Raw genomic sequence first — 15,804 nt, 5'->3', positions numbered from 1 at the left:
TGTGCGATGACGACCACCGACGAGACCCAGATGGCCGAGGCTCGGACAGCCCAGGCTCAGACGACCCGCCCCGCGGGCCGTCCCCGCAGCGCCAGGGCGGAGAAGGCCATCATCGACGCGACCCTCGATCTGGTCGGGGAGAGCAGCGGCCTCTCCGAACTGTCGATCGAGGGCATCGCCGCTCGCGCGGGGGTCGGCAAGACCACCATCTACCGGCGCTGGTCCAGCAAGGAGGACCTGCTCGTTGACGCGCTGGCGACCCTCAAGAGGCCGTTTCCCGCGCCGGGGGGCGTCTCGGTCCGTGAGGATCTGATCACCTACATGCGGGTCTTCCAGCAAGACGCGTGCGACGCGCGCAACCGCTGCGTGATGAACATCGCGATGAACGAGGCCGAGCGGCACCCGCGCCTGGTGGAACGCATCCGCCAGGCGACCATCGAGCCGCGCAGGACGGCGATGGCCGCCCTGCTGCGGCGCGGCATCGCCACCGGCGAGCTCCGGGCCGGCCTCGACGTTCGCATCGCGATGGCGACGGTGGTCGGCACCATCATGTGGTACATCCGCACCGAGGGCCCGGAAGAGAACGGCGAGCTCCCCTCCGACCTGGCCGAACGGATCGTCGACCAACTCCTGACCGGCCTCGGCCCCGGCTGAGACCCGGCGCGGCTCTGCCTCGCCCGGTGAGACACACGACCTCGGCCCGGACTTCCGCCCCCGCCCGCGTTCTCCAACCCCACCGCGCCGACGTCCGGCCGGTCGCGAAGGGAGCCACGGTCGCGGGCCGGGACCGTGGGAGATCCCGGTCAGCCGGTGGTCTCGCGCCAGCGGTTGGTGATGGGGAGGCGGCGGTCGCGGCCGAAGTTCTTGGGGGTGATCTTGGGGCCCGGGGGATACTGGCGGCGCTTGTACTCGGCCAGGTCGACCAGGCGGATCACCCGGGCGACCAGCGCGGGGTCGTGTCCGGCGGCGATCAGCTCGGCCGAGCCCATGTCCTTCTCGACGTAGTCGCCCAGCAGCCGGTCCAGGACTTCGTACTCGGGAAGGGAGTCGGTGTCGCGCTGGTCGGGGCGGAGTTCCGCGCTGGGCTCCTTCTCGATCGAGTTCTCCGGGATCGGCGGCACCGCGAAGGGGTGCAGGAACTCACCCGAGCGGCCCGCCTGGGCGTTGCGCCAGCGCGACAGCTCCCAGACCAGGGTCTTGAGCACGTCCTTGATGGGCGCGAAGCCGCCCGCGGAGTCGCCGTAGAGGGTGGAGTAGCCGGTGGCCAGCTCGCTCTTGTTGCCGGTGGTGAGGACGAGGTGGCCGTGCTGGTTGGACAGGCTCATCAGGAGCATGCCGCGCACCCGGGCCTGGAGGTTCTCCGCGGCCAGGCCGGAGAGCTCGATCTCCTTCTCGAAGCCGTTGACGATGTCGGCGATCGGCACGGTGCCGGCGTTGATCCCCTGCCGGTCGACCAGCTCCTGGGCATCGCTCAGCGAGTGGTCGGAGGAGTAGCGCGACGGCATCAGCACCGCGTGTACCCGGTCGGGGCCGAGGGCGTCGGAGGCGATCGTGGCGGTCAGCGCCGAGTCGATGCCGCCGGACAGGCCCAGGATGACCGACCCGAAGCCGTTCTTGGCGACGTAGTCGCGGACCGCGAGGACCAGCGCCGAGTAGATCTCGGCGGTGTCGTCGAGCTGCCCGGCGAGCACGGGGGGCTCCGGCTCGTACGGCTCCAGAGGGTGGGGCGACAGCTCCAGCCGCTCCACCGTGATCACGGTGTTGTCCCCGGCGTCCACCTGGAACTCCCCGAGTCCTCCGTACCTGGCCTCGGGCAGCTCCAGGTCCGTGACCAGCAGTTCCTCGGAGAAGCGCGCCGCGCGCGCGATGAGCTCGCCGGAGGCGGAGACGATGAGCGAGTCGCCGTCGAAGACCAGCTCGTCCTGGCCGCCGACCTGGTTGACGTAGGCGAGGACGCAACCGGCCTCGCGGGCGCGCCTGGCCACCAGCGCCAGCCGTACGTCGTCCTTCTCCTTCTCGTAGGGTGAGGCGTTCGGCACCACCAGCAGCCCGGCTCCGGCCTCGGCCGCCACGGCGACGGGGCCGCCCTCCTGCCAGAGGTCCTCGCAGACCGCGATCGCCACGTCGACGCCGTGCAGCCGGAAGATCGGCAGCCGGTCGCCGCGGACGAAGTAGCGGTACTCGTCGAAGACGCCGTAGTTGGGCAGGTGGTGCTTGGCGGTCTTGACGACCACCCGGCCCCGGTGGAGCAGCGCCGCCGCGTCGAGCGGGGCGCCCTTGGGCTGGCCGACGCGCGGGGCGAGATTCGCGCGGTCCACGTAGCCGACGACGACCGGGATCTCGCCGAGTCCCGCCTCGTCCAGTCGTCGCGCGGCCTTCTCGATCGCGGAGATCGACGCCTCCACGAACGAGGTGCGCAGCACCAGGTCCTCGACGGGATAGCCGGTCAGGAACATCTCGGTGAAGACGACCAGGTGCGCGCCGCGGTCCGCGGCGCGCCGGGTCCACTCGACGAGCCTGTCGCTGTTGGCGGCCAGGTCGCCGACGGCGGGATTGCTCTGGGCCAGGGCGATACGGAGTTGAGCCACGTGCCCATCCTATTGGGACGTACCAAGAGATCACCGTTCAGGTGATCCCTCTGGGCGCGTTTTACCCACATAACCTGCTGTATCAGGATGAAAGGCGCAGCCCAGGTCCGGCGGCCGCCCGGGAAGTCCGGCGAGGTGCGACGAGAACGGCACGTTCCGGGCTCTGCCAGCCGGTTGCCGGCCGGCGGGCAACGCGCGGGTCATCAAGATCGTAAAGTAACCTGCCGGCAGCGTCGTCTCATGCGGGGGGAGGCGTCAGTCGAGGACCCCGACCAGTCCGAGGTTCCTCGCCCCCGCCGGCTCGGCCACCCGCTGGAGCTCCTTGCCCGCGCGGGAGAGGATCACGATCGTGTTGGCGGTCGTGCCCTTGACGCGGACCGCCAGGCGGCCGTCGCGCAGGTAACGCGCGCCGAGCAGCCGCCCCTTGACCGGGATGGCGATCTTCGCCCCGGTCTTGGTGTCGTAGATCGACGGGGAGAACGACAGCGGCCAGGAACCGTCACCGCCCGGGGCGTTCGGGCCGATGGCGTTGACCACCACCCTGCGGCTGTCGGGCGACAGGCTCTCCACGTGGTTGGCGAGCTTGATGCCGGGGTTGCGGTTGGCGACACGCCGCCTGGTGTCCAGGAGGTAGACGCCGTTGACGTCGCCCGCGTACCCGGCGAGAGTCCTGCCGTCGGCCGACCAGGTCAGGTGACAGGGGCCGAGGGTCTTGCCGGCGTTGAACCGGCCCTTGCCGTCGGCGCCGACCACGGCCACGGTGGTGGCCTCGGCAGTGCCCCGCACCGGGTAGGCGATCCGCCTGCCGTCGGCGGTCCAGGCGGGGGCCAGGCAGGGGCCGCCGTAGGCGGCGTTCTTGGCGATCACCTTGTCCCCGGTGGCCGACTTGACGTGCAGCCTGCTCTTGTCGTCGATCCAGGCGATCCTGCCGCCGTCGGGCGCGACCGCGAACTGACCGGCGAAGGCCCCGTCTCCGGCGGTCAGGCGGCTCCAGCCTCCCCGGTGGGTCAGCGCCTCGACCCCGCTGCCGGCGTAGCGGAAGTAGACGGCGCCCGCTACGGGAGCCGTCTGAGGTGAGGCAGTCCGGGGTGAGGCCACCGCGGGGGTGGCGGTGGCAGACACGGCGAGTGCGGCGCCGGCGGCCAGTGCCCAGTACTTCAAGGAGATCTCCTCGGGTCAATTCCTTAACGGAGTTAGAGTCCCGAAAGAGGCAAAAGGTTTACAAATGATCAGCCGCGATCGGCAGCACGGCCTCCACGACCGTGCCACCGCCGGGGGCCGCCCCGATCACGCAGGTCCCGCCCAGCTCGGCGGCGCGCTCGCGCATGGAGAGCAGCCCGACTCCCGAGCGGGGGTCGGCGGGCATCCCGTGCCCGTCGTCCTGGACGCGCACCACCAGCGACTCCCCGCGCCGCAGCGAGATGGTCGCGGAGCTGGCCCTCGCGTGCTTGCGGACGTTGGTGAGCCCCTCCTGCGCGATGCGGTAGGCGGCCACCTCGGCTGCCGCGGGCAGGTCCGACAGGTTGCCCTCGGTCTCCACGGCGACCCTCGGTGTGCCCTCCTGGGCGAGGGCCCGCACGGCCCCCGCCAGGCCCAGATCGTCGAGGGTGGGCGGTCGCAGGCCGTACACCAGTTCCCTGATCTCCTCGCTGACCGTGTCCATGTCGTCGCGCAGCTCCGCCAGGAGCCGGTCGGCGGAGTCGGGGGCGGTGCGTAGGCTGATCCTGGCCATGTTGATGGCCATCGCCATGTCGGTCAGCGCGTGGCCGAGCCCGTCGTGCAGGTCCCTGCGCAGGCGGCGGCGCTCCTCCTCGCGGGCGGTGAGGATGCGCTCCCGGGAGTGCTGCAGGTCGGCGGTCATCCGTACCGCGTGCACCACGTCGGCGACGTACGGGGTGGCCACCGCGATCAGGCGGTCGTTGTGCGCTGCGGCGAACCTGCGGGGGCCGGGGGAGCCCAGAAGCAGCAGCCCGACCGGCTCGCCGTGCCAGACCAGCGGTACGCCGCGTGGCGCCGGGCCCAGCAGGCCGACCTGTACCTGCCTGGTGCCGGGCTTGTACACCTCGACCGCGACCCCGGTGACGCTCAGCCCGTCCTTGACCACCGCGGCGACGGCGGCGAGCGCGTTGGTCGGCTCGGTCTCGCGGACCTCCCTGGCCAGGCGCACGGCGAACGCCCGCGGGTCGCCGTGCGTGCCGTACATGAGCCGGTCCACCAGGCTCCTGAGCCTGTGCCGGAGCGGGTGGAAGATCACTCCGGCGAGCAAAGCCGCGATCAGGCCGCCGATCCGGTCATATCCCGACAGGGCCAGCCCGGCGACCGCGCCGACCGCGTAGATGACGCTGATCGCGGTGATCAGCCCGGCGGCGACGAAGGCGCGGCTGACCACGGTGTCGATGCCGTAGAGCCGGTAGCGCAGCACGGAGAAGGCGATGGCCACGGGGACCAGCCCGGCCCAGATCGCGGTGGCCAGCCACCAGTCGGGTCCGGCGAGCAGGCAGGCGACGTAGAAGGCGAACGCGAACAGCGGCCAGGCGATCTGCCGGCGCAGTGCGGGTCCGGCCCGCCGGAAGCGCAGCACCAGGGAGACCAGCGCCAGCAACGCGAGGACCGACACCAGAATGGCGGTCGCCTGGCGCGCGGCCATGCTGTAGGGGGCCGTGGCCTCCAGCGCGAGTGGGTTGGGAATGATCCGTGGCCACGGGTAGCTCGCCTGGTCGGGTGCCGGACGGGTGAGGTCGAGCAGCGTGCTCGTCACCGCCGCGACCGCGCCGACCGCCACCAACGGCCGCCAGCGCCGGGAGGGCAGCCGGCCGTCGGGGGAGTAGAGCGGGAGTATGACCGCCAGCAGGATCCCGCCGGCGTGGTGGCTCATGACCATGGGCCAGCGGAGGTAGCCGGCCGTGTCCATGTCTCCCGCCGCGGCGAAGGCGAACAGCACCGATTCGGAGAAGATGTCGATCGCGCACAGCAGGCCGCCCACGCACATCAGCCATGCCGTGGCCGGACGCGCGCGGTGGGCCATCAGGAAGGCGCAGACCACGGGGAACATCAGCCCCGCCGTCAGCTGGGGTGTGCCGCCCAGCGCCGGTTGCCACTCGGGCGGCAGGCCGAGGCGGAGCACGACCCCGCCCGCGATGAGTCCCACGGAGAGGGCGGCCGTCGCCACGGCGGCGAGCCGCCGTGGCGAGCGCGGCAGAGCGCGCGCGAGCGGCACAGCGGGCCCGGCGGGCACCGTGAGCGCGTCGACGGCCCGTCTGGGCACGTCGCCGACGCCGTCGAGCACCCGGCCGTGCTCCCGTGCCCGCGGGCGCATCGCTATCTGCCCACGTCGCCGGGGTTGACCAGGCCGGACTCGTACGCGGTGACGACGAGCTGGGCCCGGTCGAACAGCCCGAGGTGGTCCAGCAGCTTGATCACCGACTGTGAGACCGACCGTTCGGAGACCGCGAGGGTCGCTGCGATCTGCCGGTTGGTCAGCCCCCTGGCGACCAGCTTCATCAGGTCGAGGTCCGCGTCCCCGAGACCGGCCAGGCCGGGCGGCGCGGACGGGTTGGTGCGCCCGGCGAAGGCCGCGATCAGGCGGGTGGTGACGGCGGGGTCGATCAACGCGTCCCCTGCCTGCGCGGCTCGTATCGCGGTGATGAGCTGCTCGGGCGCCGACGTCTTGAGGACGAACCCGCTCACCCCCGCGCGCAGCGCCGCGTAGAGGTTGTCATCCGTGCCGAAGGTGGTCATCATGACGACCTTCGGCGGTGCCTCATCGGCCAGAATCCGTCGCGCGGCGGTCAGCCCGTCCAGCCTGGGCATCTGGATGTCCATCAGCACCAGGTCCGGAGCGGTCTCCCGGACCACGGCGATCGCCTGCTCGCCGTTCTCCGCCTCCCCGACGAGCTCGAAGCCGGGCTCGCTGTCCAGCACCACGCGCAGGCCGGTGCGGACCAGTGCCTGGTCGTCCACCACCACGATGCGCAGCCCGGGCAGCGCCCGCGCCCGCTCCTCGGTGGCCGTCGGGCGCGGTGCCGCAGGTTCCGCCGCGCGCGCGGCGACCGGCTCCGCGGGCGGGTCGAGGTGAACGGCCTGGGCCAGCATGTCGGACTCCAGGCGCTGCAGGGCGGCGCCGAGGTCGAGGCCGAGCTCGTCGCGGAGCATCCCCCTGGCCCGTCGGAGCGCTCCCAGCGCGTCCCCCTGCCTGCCGTTGCGGTACAGGGCCAGCGCGAGCAGCCGCCAGGCCTCCTCCCGCAGCGGGTGCGCCGAGGCGTGCGCCTCCAGGTCGGCGACCAGGGCACCGGAGTGACCGAGGAGGAGTCCCGCGTCAGCGCGGCGTTCGACCGCGATCAGCCGCAACTCCTCCAACCGGCCCGCCTCGGCCACCGCCCACGGCAGGTCGGAGAACTCGGCCAGGGCCGGACCACGCCAGAGCGCGAGGGCGGTCTCCAGGCGCCCCCACACCTCGGCGGGTTCGCCACCGGCCTTGACCGCGCTCTCGAACATCCAGGAGTCCACCTGGTCCGCTGAGGCGCGCAGCGCGTAGCCCGGCGGGGCGGAGACCAGTACCTCGGCCTCCTCCCGCGGCGCGCGGCCGGGTTCCAGGGCGCGCCGCAGCCGCGACACGTATCCCTGGATGGTCGACAGGGCCTGGGTCGGAGGCTCACCCGGCCACAGCTCGTCGATCAGCATGGCCACCGGGACGGCGCGGCCACCGGCTACGAGGAGCCGGGCCAGCACCGCCATCTGGCGCTGGCCGCCGAGATCGAGCAGCGTGCCGTCGTGGCGCGCCTGGAACGGTCCGAGAGCACGAAATGTCAGCATTGCAGGCGTAAGGCTAGAGCTACCTGGGCCAACGTCATAGGGCAATACTCACCATCGTTCGCAGGCTGTAAGAAATTATCGGTGGTCACATCTCCACATTCAAGTTCACCGGAAGAACAGCTTCGACCGTGGTGCCCCCCTCGGGCGGTGCCGTGATCATGCATGTCCCGCCGAGTTCGGCGGCCCGCTCGCGCATCGAGGCCAGCCCGATCCCCGCGCGACGCTCCGCGGGGATGCCGATCCCGTCGTCGTGCACCCGGATGCTCAAGGAGTCCTCGCCGCGTTCCAGCGACAGCCGCACCGTCGCGGCACCGGCGTGCTTGCGGGCGTTGGTCAGTGCCTCCTGCGCGATCCGGTACGCGGCCACCTCGGTGGCGGCGGGCAGCCCCGACAGCTCGCCCCTGACCTCCACGGTGACGCCGGGGCCCGCCATCTCCGCCAGCGCGCCGGCCAGGCCCAGCTCGTCGAGGGTGGGCGGTCGCAGGCCGTACACCAGGTGCCTGATGTCGCTGGTGACGCTGTCCATGCCGGATCGCAGCTCGCTGAGCATACGCTCGGCCGTCTCGGGGGAGACGCGCAGGGAGTGCCTGGCCGCGTTGATGGACATCGCCATCCCGCTGAGTGACTGGCCGAGGCCGTCGTGCAGGTCACGGCGGAGGCGGCGGCGTTCCTCCTCGCGGGTGGTGACGATCCGCTCCCGGGAACGCCGCAGCGCGCCGACCAGCCGGACCGCGTGGGCCGCGTCCGCCACGTACGGCGTGAGCACGGCGATGACCCGCTCGTTGTGCGTGGCCGGCAGGCGCCTGGCCCCCGGCGGGCCGATGAGCAGGCGGCCGACAGGCTCGCCGTGCCATACGAGCCGGATGTCGCGCGCCACCTCCTCCAGTGTCCCCGCCGTCGCCTCCTCGGGCCAGCCGCCGGAAAAGCGCACGCCCGTACCGGTGACGGCCAGACCGTCGCGCAGCACCTCCAGGGCGGCGGTCAGCCCGCCCGCCGGATCGGTGTGCTGCAGCCTGCGCCCGAGTTCGGCGGCCAGCGTCACCGGGTCGCCCTTGCTGCCGTAGAGCAGGCGGTCGGCGCCGCGCTGGAGCACCTGCCGTATCGGGTGGAAGAACGCCCCCGCGCAGAGCGCGGCGACCAGGCCGCCGATCCGGTCCACGTCCGACAGGAACAGGCTGGAGGCGGTACCCACCGCCACGTACACCCCGCCGATCACGCCGACCAGGCCCGCGCCGACCAGAGTCCTGGTGATCAGCGTGTCGATCCCGTAGAGGCGGTACCGCAGTACCGAGAAGGTGATCGCGAGCGGGACCAGCGGGATCGTGAACGACGCCAGCCACCACACCGGGTTGCCGAGCACCCAGGGGACGACGATCGTGGCGATCGCGACCAGCGGCCACAGGATCTGCCTGCGCTCTTCGGCGTCCGCCCGCCGAAACCGCATGGCCAGCGAGGCGAAGGCCAGGAGGATCACCGCGTTGGTGAGCATGTCCAGGGAGAACCTGAGGGGGTACGTGTCCCCTCTCCCCGGCAAGGACATGAAGTCCGTGACGAGTACGTCGAGCGCCAGGAGGGCGACTGAGGCCCAGATCAGCGGCCGCCAGCGCGGGGAGGGCAGCCTTCCGTCCGGGTAGAGCAGCGGCAGCAGCACGACCAGGAACAGGATGGTCAGTCTCCAGTTCAACCCCGCGAGCGTCCAGATGGCCTCGGACGGAACCGCCCACTCCCGTGCCGCGCCCAGGAGGGCGAGGTTCATGGTGAGGCTGTTCAGCGCGGAGAACAGCCCGCCCAGGCAGAGTAGCCAGCCGATGACCAGCCGGGGCCGCTGGAACACCAGCAGCGCTCCGAGGATGGGGAACGCGGTGCCGGCCACGTCCTCCGGCGCGAACGGCAGCGGCGTGTAGGAGGGCTGTGGGAGCAGGGCCGTGGCCCAGACGTTGACGCACACCATCGCGACGGACGCGCTGGTGATCAGCACCGCCGCGACCCGCCCCCGGACAGGCGTCACCCTCTGGATCAACAGGTTCAGCCCGCGCATGGTGGTTCAGGCCCTTCATTTGGTACTTGGAAGGACTTTAACCGGCTTGAGGCGCAATCCAATCAATAAGCGATCAAAGCAGGGCGTATCTCGTACGGAGCCCCAGAGCCGGTCCGATCGCCGGCGGGGCTTGGAGCAGGACACGCTCCCACCCGGGTGGGCTCGCCCGGGTGGGAGCGGGCCGGTCACGGCACGTCGTACCGGCTGGACTCCAGGAGCCATTCCAACTGTGCTCTCGGCGCCGCGAGGAACGCGCACGCGACCTTGCTGACCTCCCTGGTCTGGCCGATCGACAGCTCGAACCGGTCGAACAGCGCCGGCAGCCGGCGCGCGGAGATCCGCAGGTCCTCGGCGCGGGCGGCGATCCGGTCGTTCACCCAGGTGACGGCGGCGCCGTCGGAGAGCCCGAACGCGGTCGCGGCGACCGTCACATAGTTGTGCACGTCACCGTTGGCCCGCTCCTTGTGATGCGAGGCGACGTCGTTGCACCACGCGGTGACGTCGTTGCAGGCGTCCACCAGCGTCCGCCAGGTCGTGCTCTCGCGCAGTCCCGCGGGCACCTCCACCCCCAGGCAGGGCTCCACCAGGTCGAACAGGTAGGGGCCCGCGGTGCCCCGCCGCAGCCGCGGATACTCCGCGGGGGAGGGCACCCGGCCCGCGCACCGGTTCTCGGCCTCGGTGCGGCATGCCTCGCCCTGCGCAGCCAGCCCCGCCAGGAACCGGTGCCGCCACCGGGTGCTCATCCGCCCCGCGGTGATCTCCCAGAGGTCGGCGAAGGCGATCTCGACGGGCGAGGAGGCGTGGACGGGAGCGCGCGCGACGAGGTCGAGCCTGGCGAAGGTGGCCTCCACGATCTCGGCCGCGCGCCCGGCGGGCTTCTCGTCCCACTCGTCGTCGAAGTGGAACAGCCAGGTCAGCCATTTGGCGAACAGCAGCGCCGCCTCCACGCCGAACCCGGCGAAGGCCCGGCCCGCCATCCGCTCGAACCCGGCGCGCGGGGGAACCTCCAGCCCGGCCTCGCGGGCCCAGCCGGTGAGCTCGGCGCCGATCAGGTCGACCGAGGGATGCATCCGGCACGGTGCCGACATCGCCGGTACGAGTTCGGCGAGGGGGAGCAGCGAAGCCGCGGCCACCCCGGAGGGGGGTGGCGGCTTCGGGCATCCCGCGGTCCCGGGGGGCGGGGCGGCGAAGGGACGCGTGACGGGTGAGGGGGACGGGTGCAGGGAGTGTGACAAGGGTTGTGAGTGGGGTCGGGGAAAGGTCAGGGGATCGCCGAACGTTGGGGTGAGAGCCACTACAGCGGACCGAACAGCCAGTTGCCGGCCACGTCCGGATCGGTGCCCGTGTAGAACTGCCGGGTCGCCTCGACCAGTTCGCCCACGGACACCGCGCCGTCGCCGTCGCCGTCGAGCCGCTCGAAGGCGGCCGTCACGTCCTCGCGGGAGGTGCCGAACGCGGCCATCATGACCCAGAACTCGTCCGGCCCGACGGCGCCGTCGCCGTCGGTGTCGCACAGCCAGGCCACCGCCTCGGCCGCGGGTCCGAAGACCGCGTCGAACCGGTCGCCCTCGACGAACGCTGAGGTCATGCCGGCGCGGAACTCCTCCGGGGAGATCGCCCGGTCGCCGTCGGTGTCGATCTCCGCGGCCAGCGTCCGCCAGATCCCCTCGAAGCCCTGGGCGAGCCTGCTGCCGGCCAGGGAGGTCGGCGACTCACCGAAGCCGACGAGGATCCGGGCTCCGAGGCCGAGAAGGTCCTCGCGCTCGATCGATCCGCTGCCGTCGACGTCCATGTGCTCGAAGGCACGGTCAAGCTTGCGATTGAGGAGCCTGGTGCTCATCGTTTACTCCGTCGTCACTTGATGAACTCGAACTGTTACCCTAAGTGACGATAGCGGGGTGTTTCCAGGAGCCACTCCAGATAAGCCCTCGGAATGGTCAAGAAAGCACATGCCACCCGCGTCACCTCCCGGGAGGCGGCGAAGCCGAGATCGTGCCGCTCGGTGAGCGCCGGGATCGCGCGGGCCGCCGTCCACAGCTCCTCCATCCGGGTGGCCACGCGGTCGATCACCCACTCCTCCGCCATCCGGTTGGAGCGTTCCAGAAAGGCGCCTCTCGCGCCGTCGTGTTCGGCCGCCGCCTCCGCGCACCAGGTGGTCACGTCGCCGCTCGCCTCGACGAGCGCCCGCCAGCGCGGGCTCCGCCGTACCGGGGCGGGCACCTCCACCCCGTAGCAGGGCTCCACCAGGTCCAGCAGCCGGCGGCCGAAGGCGTTCGCGTGCTCGCCGGCCGGATGCGCGCCGGTGGCCAGTCCGGCGGTGAAGCGCTCGCGCCACGCGTCGCTCATCCGGGGGGCGCACGCTCCCCAGAGACCGGCGAAGGCCCGCGTCAGCGGTGCCGTGCCCGGCTCGCCGCCCGCGGCCACGGCGAGGACCGAGGTGAGCGCCGCGGGCTCCTCACGCAGGCGTGCCTCCCAGGTCAGCCAGCGGGCGAGCAGCGTGACCGCGCGGGTTTCGCAGCGGGCGAACGCCCGCCCGGCCAGCCAGGAGGCGGCGGGGTCGGGGGTCAGCCCGGCCGCATGGGCCCAGTCGGACGCGGCGGCCTCGACCAGGTGTATCGACGGGTGGACGGGGCAGGGCATCGTCAATGCCGCGAGGCGTTCGGTGAGCCTGACCGGTGACGAGACCGCGTACGGTGGTTCGTGAACTTCAGTGCGCATCATCGTTTCCCCCCGGATCGAACTTCCAGCGGCTCCGGTCGCACACTGTAAGAGGAGACGGGGTCCGTCGAGCGGAGGCGCGACGCGCATCTCACTGTTCTTCCTCGTAACGTGTGCGAAACACTTAGCGGGCAAACTGATAGACCACCAGGCGTGTCGCAGCACGTCAGCAATGAAGGAGAAGCCTTGGACCGCCAGCAGGAGTTCGTTCTCCGCACCCTTGAGGAGCGCGACATCCGGTTCATCCGGCTGTGGTTCACCGATGTGCTCGGGTTCCTGAAGTCGGTGGCCATCGCCCCGGCCGAACTTGAGGGAGCCTTCGCCGAGGGCATCGGCTTCGACGGTTCGGCGATCGAGGGCTTCGCCCGGGTCTACGAGTCGGACATGCTCGCCAAGCCCGACCCGTCGACCTTCCAGATCCTTCCGTGGCGCAGCGAGACGCCGGGGGCGGCCCGGATGTTCTGCGACATCCTCATGCCGGACGGCTCGCCTTCGCACGCGGACCCGCGCTGGGTGCTCAAGCGCACCCTGTCGAAGGCCTCCGACATGGGCTTCAGTTTCTACACCCACCCGGAGATCGAGTTCTTCCTGCTGAAGAACCGGCCGGAGGGCAGTGAGCGGCCCGAGCCGATCGACGGCGGCGGCTACTTCGACCACACCCCGCACAGCTCCGGCCACGACTTCCGGCGTAACGCGATCATGATGCTGGAGTCGATGGGCATCTCCGTCGAGTACAGCCACCACGAGGGCGGTCCGGGCCAGCAGGAGATCGACCTGCGCTACGCCGACGCGCTCACCACCGCCGACAACATCATGACCTTCCGCCTGGTCATGAAGGAGGTCGCGCTGGAGCAGGGCATCTGGGCGAGTTTCATGCCCAAGCCCTTCACCGAGCATCCCGGCTCCGGCATGCACACCCACATGTCGCTCTTCGAGGGCGACCGTAACGCCTTCTACGAGCCGGGCGCCGACTACCAGCTCTCCAAGATCGGCCGCTCCTTCATAGGTGGCCTGCTGGCGCACGCCGCCGAGATCACCGCGGTCTGCAACCAGTGGGTCAACTCCTACAAGCGGCTCTGGGGCGGCGCCGAGGCGATCGCCGGAGCCGGAGGCGAGGCCCCGAGCTACATCTCCTGGGGCCACAACAACCGCTCGGCCCTGGTCCGGGTGCCGATGTACAAGCCGCACAAGGGCGGCTCGACCCGCATCGAGTTCCGCTCGCTCGACTCCGCCTGTAACCCCTACCTGGCCTTCGCCGTGATCCTGGCGGCCGGTCTGAAGGGAATCGAGGAGGGGTACGAGATGCCCCCCGGAGCCGAGGACGATGTCTGGGCGCTGACCTCGGTCGAGCGCAGGGCGCTGGGCATCCAGCCGCTGCCCCAGTCGCTGGACGAGGCCATCGCGGTCATGGAGCGCAGCGAGCTCGTCGCCGAGACCCTCGGCGAGCACGTCTTCGACTACTTCCTGCGCAACAAGCGCGCCGAGTGGAACGAATACCGCCGCCAGGTCACCGAATTCGAGCTCGGCCGCTACCTGCCGGTTCTCTAGCCGCTTCCGCGTTGCCGGCACGGCGGGCGTCGTGGGCTCCCGTCGTGCCTGGAACGACCGCGCGGACCGTGCCGCACGGTCGTTGCCGGCGGCGTGCCGACACGCCGCGGAGGCGGGTAATCCGACGCCGCCCGCTGAACGTCATACCGGTGTTACCCGCTGCTAATCGAGGCGTCATCGACCCCGAGTTGGCTGTATGTACAAGCAGTCCGGTAAAATCGGCTAGTCCGAATACCGTTATTTTTGAGGATTAATCGCCATAAAGGCGACAGGAGGTGCGGCATGACGACGGCTGCCGAGCTGCAGACCGTGCTGACCGTTCCGGCGCGTTTCCGCGGCCCCGAGGGCTCCGCGAACGGCGGATGGATCGCGGGCACGGTCTCCGAGGCGTTGCACGGCGCCCGGCACGACTCGGCTGTCGAGGTCACGCTGCACGCGCCCACGCCACTGGATACCGAGCTGTCCCTGCGCCACCTCGCCAACACCACGACCCTCACCGACGGTGAGAGGCTCCTCGTCGAGGCCATCACGGTCACCGAGGAGTTCGACGTACCGGCCTTCGTGCCCTTCAACGAGGCGGCGCGGGCCGAGGGCGGCTTCGCCGGCCTCGTCGAACACGCCTTCCCCGGCTGCTTCGCGTGTGGTCTGCGCGATCCCGGCGACGGCCTGCGGATCTTCCCCGGCCCGGTGTCCGGCACCGGCCTGATCGCCGCCGGCTGGCGGGTCCCGATGACCGTCACCGACGAGGACGGCGCCGTCCCCGACGCGATCGTCTGGGCCGCCCTCGACTGCCCCACCGGCTGGGCGCACTTCCAGCCGGGCGAGTTCGCCCTGCTCGGCCGGCTGACCGCGCGGCTGCACCGCCGGATCTATCCCGGCGGCACCTACTCCGTCGTCGCCCGCGCCAGCGGCCGCGAGGGGCGCAAGCTCTTCGGGGAGAGCGCCATCTACGAGGTCGACGGCACCCTGGTCGCTGCCGCCAAGGCCGTTTGGATCGCTCCCGCCTAGGTCCTGCCCCCTGGGTCCCTTTGCCCGCGGCCGCCTTACCAGGCCCCGCTCGACCGATCCTCGCCACGGCGGGATCGGCCGGGCAGTGCCTGGTACGGGTGCCCGTCGTTCCCTGCGGTCAACGGGTGAGATGATCGGCGATCAGCGAGGCGCAGCGGTCGTCGAAGAGGATCGTGTAGTGGTTGCAGTCCTCGACCACCTCGTCCTTCAGCGAGGGCACCCGCGCGGTCCACTCGGCGGCGAGCTCGTCGGGCAACATGCCGACCGGCTGGTTCAGCAGCCCCCTCGGGGCGCGCAGCAGTGACAGGGGCGAGGTGATCGCCCGCAGCGCGGCACCGATCGCCTCACCCTCGGTGAGCATCCACCGGCCGTCCTCGCGGACCGGCTCCTGCCGCGCCCGCGAGCGCACCGCGCCTTCCGGCCCCGAGGCGTCGTAGCGGACGTACTCCTCCGCCTCCTCGGTCCACGCGCCGACGAAGGCCGGGTGGGCCTTGAAGAAGTCCACGTACGCGTCGACGCTCGGGAAGGTCTGGGCCAGCCGGGCGATGGCGGGCCCGAGCGTGGCCTCGATGACCGCGTCGGGGTCCGCGCCGGGAGGCATCGGCAGCGGGAGCCCGCCGTCGACCAGCACCACCTTGGCGTAGTCGTGGCCCGCCGCGGCGAGCGCGGTGACGTAGGCGCCCATCGAGTGGCCGGTGAGCACGATGTCGGACTCCGCGCCCACGGACCGGGCGACGAGGTTCACGTCCTCGGCGTGCCCGGCCAGGCCGTACGGGCCGGGGAGCCCGGCGCTGTGGCCACGGCCGCGCAGGTCCATCGCGACCAGCGACCATTCGGCGGGCAGTCTGCGGGCGACGCCGGTCCAGGACATGAGCGAGGCGGTGATGCCGTGCACGGCCACGATCACGCGCGGCCCGGTTCCGAACCTGGCGACGCGCAGCGCGCCGCCGGGGACCTCGACATCACTCAGGACGGGATTCATGGCACTCCTTGGAACTGGAGACCTCCGCCTGCTTCCGGCGAAGGGGGGAACGCGGCCCTTCGGCAATGTATCTGGATCCGGTCAGGTCACCGAGAGCGTGACGGCGGCGG

12 protein-coding genes are annotated in these 15,804 nt (G+C 71.4%); 3 read left to right on the top strand and 9 right to left on the bottom strand.

The annotated features are described in order from the left end of the window. The first annotated feature begins 6 nt into the window (after positions 1–6). Positions 7–654, top strand: coding sequence for a TetR/AcrR family transcriptional regulator (locus ABZU75_RS11485; RefSeq protein ID WP_355552215.1), 648 nt, complete (start codon positions 7–9; stop codon positions 652–654). A 149-nt stretch (positions 655–803) separates the two neighbouring features. Here ABZU75_RS11485 and ABZU75_RS11480 read toward each other — a convergent pair whose 3' ends face one another. The 8 genes from ABZU75_RS11480 to ABZU75_RS11445 form a co-directional block, all read right to left on the bottom strand. After that, positions 804–2,588 carry an NAD+ synthase gene (locus ABZU75_RS11480; RefSeq protein WP_355552212.1) on the bottom strand — a complete coding sequence of 595 codons (1,785 nt, stop codon included), beginning with the start codon at positions 2,586–2,588 and terminating at the stop codon, positions 804–806. 255 nt (positions 2,589–2,843) lie between these two features. Further along, positions 2,844–3,749 carry a hypothetical protein gene (locus ABZU75_RS11475; RefSeq protein ID WP_355552209.1) on the bottom strand — a complete coding sequence of 302 codons (906 nt, stop codon included), beginning with the start codon at positions 3,747–3,749 and terminating at the stop codon, positions 2,844–2,846. 58 nt (positions 3,750–3,807) lie between these two features. Beyond that, a complete protein-coding gene (locus ABZU75_RS11470; protein ID WP_355552206.1) occupies positions 3,808–5,904 on the bottom strand; it encodes a sensor histidine kinase in 2,097 nt (698 codons plus the stop codon). Positions 5,905–5,906: 2 nt separating this feature from the next. Beyond that, the gene (locus ABZU75_RS11465; RefSeq protein ID WP_355552203.1) at positions 5,907–7,400 is read right to left on the bottom strand and encodes a BTAD domain-containing putative transcriptional regulator; all 1,494 of its coding nucleotides are present in this window, start codon (positions 7,398–7,400) and stop codon (positions 5,907–5,909) included. A gap of 85 nt (positions 7,401–7,485) precedes the next feature. Then, on the bottom strand, positions 7,486–9,438 hold the full coding sequence (locus tag ABZU75_RS11460) for a sensor histidine kinase (RefSeq protein ID WP_355552200.1): 1,953 nt from the start codon (positions 9,436–9,438) through the stop codon (positions 7,486–7,488). 185 nt (positions 9,439–9,623) lie between these two features. After that, a complete protein-coding gene (locus ABZU75_RS11455; protein ID WP_355552197.1) occupies positions 9,624–10,571 on the bottom strand; it encodes a terpene synthase family protein in 948 nt (315 codons plus the stop codon). Positions 10,572–10,732: 161 nt separating this feature from the next. Next, positions 10,733–11,278 (bottom strand): hypothetical protein, encoded by a 546-nt coding sequence (locus ABZU75_RS11450; protein WP_355552194.1) that lies wholly within the window; start codon positions 11,276–11,278, stop codon positions 10,733–10,735. A gap of 35 nt (positions 11,279–11,313) precedes the next feature. Next, positions 11,314–12,159, bottom strand: coding sequence for a terpene synthase family protein (locus ABZU75_RS11445; protein WP_355552191.1), 846 nt, complete (start codon positions 12,157–12,159; stop codon positions 11,314–11,316). Between the two features lie 183 nt (positions 12,160–12,342). Between ABZU75_RS11445 and ABZU75_RS11440 the strand changes: the two genes are divergently transcribed. Both ABZU75_RS11440 and ABZU75_RS11435 read left to right on the top strand, forming a co-directional pair. Further along, positions 12,343–13,704 (top strand): glutamine synthetase family protein, encoded by a 1,362-nt coding sequence (locus ABZU75_RS11440; RefSeq protein WP_355552188.1) that lies wholly within the window; start codon positions 12,343–12,345, stop codon positions 13,702–13,704. A gap of 282 nt (positions 13,705–13,986) precedes the next feature. Then, positions 13,987–14,712, top strand: a complete 726-nt coding sequence (locus ABZU75_RS11435) for a hypothetical protein (protein ID WP_355552185.1) — start codon at positions 13,987–13,989, stop codon at positions 14,710–14,712. A gap of 118 nt (positions 14,713–14,830) precedes the next feature. Here the strand turns inward: ABZU75_RS11435 and ABZU75_RS11430 are convergent, their stop codons facing one another. After that, complete coding sequence (locus tag ABZU75_RS11430; protein ID WP_355552182.1) at positions 14,831–15,694, bottom strand: alpha/beta hydrolase; 864 nt, start codon at positions 15,692–15,694, stop codon at positions 14,831–14,833. Positions 15,695–15,804 lie beyond the last annotated feature (110 nt).

This window comes from Streptosporangium sp. NPDC005286, assembly GCF_040607515.1.
In the GTDB taxonomy this organism is placed as follows: domain Bacteria; phylum Actinomycetota; class Actinomycetes; order Streptosporangiales; family Streptosporangiaceae; genus Streptosporangium.
The sequence above is the reverse complement of the archived record's forward strand: the minus strand, read 5'-3'. Positions and strand labels throughout refer to the sequence as shown.

Excerpts from the sequence above, each read along its gene's own strand:
- ABZU75_RS11470 (WP_355552206.1), bottom strand. The coding sequence starts at position 5,904 with ATGCGCCCGCGGGCACGGGAGCACGGCCGGGTGCTCGACGGCGTCGGC.
- ABZU75_RS11435 (WP_355552185.1), top strand. The coding sequence starts at position 13,987 with ATGACGACGGCTGCCGAGCTGCAGACCGTGCTGACCGTTCCGGCGCGT.
- ABZU75_RS11430 (WP_355552182.1), bottom strand. The coding sequence starts at position 15,694 with ATGAATCCCGTCCTGAGTGATGTCGAGGTCCCCGGCGGCGCGCTGCGC.
- ABZU75_RS11460 (WP_355552200.1), bottom strand. The coding sequence starts at position 9,438 with ATGCGCGGGCTGAACCTGTTGATCCAGAGGGTGACGCCTGTCCGGGGG.
- ABZU75_RS11445 (WP_355552191.1), bottom strand. The coding sequence starts at position 12,159 with ATGATGCGCACTGAAGTTCACGAACCACCGTACGCGGTCTCGTCACCG.
- ABZU75_RS11450 (WP_355552194.1), bottom strand. The coding sequence starts at position 11,278 with ATGAGCACCAGGCTCCTCAATCGCAAGCTTGACCGTGCCTTCGAGCAC.
- ABZU75_RS11485 (WP_355552215.1), top strand. The coding sequence starts at position 7 with ATGACGACCACCGACGAGACCCAGATGGCCGAGGCTCGGACAGCCCAG.
- ABZU75_RS11465 (WP_355552203.1), bottom strand. The coding sequence starts at position 7,400 with ATGCTGACATTTCGTGCTCTCGGACCGTTCCAGGCGCGCCACGACGGC.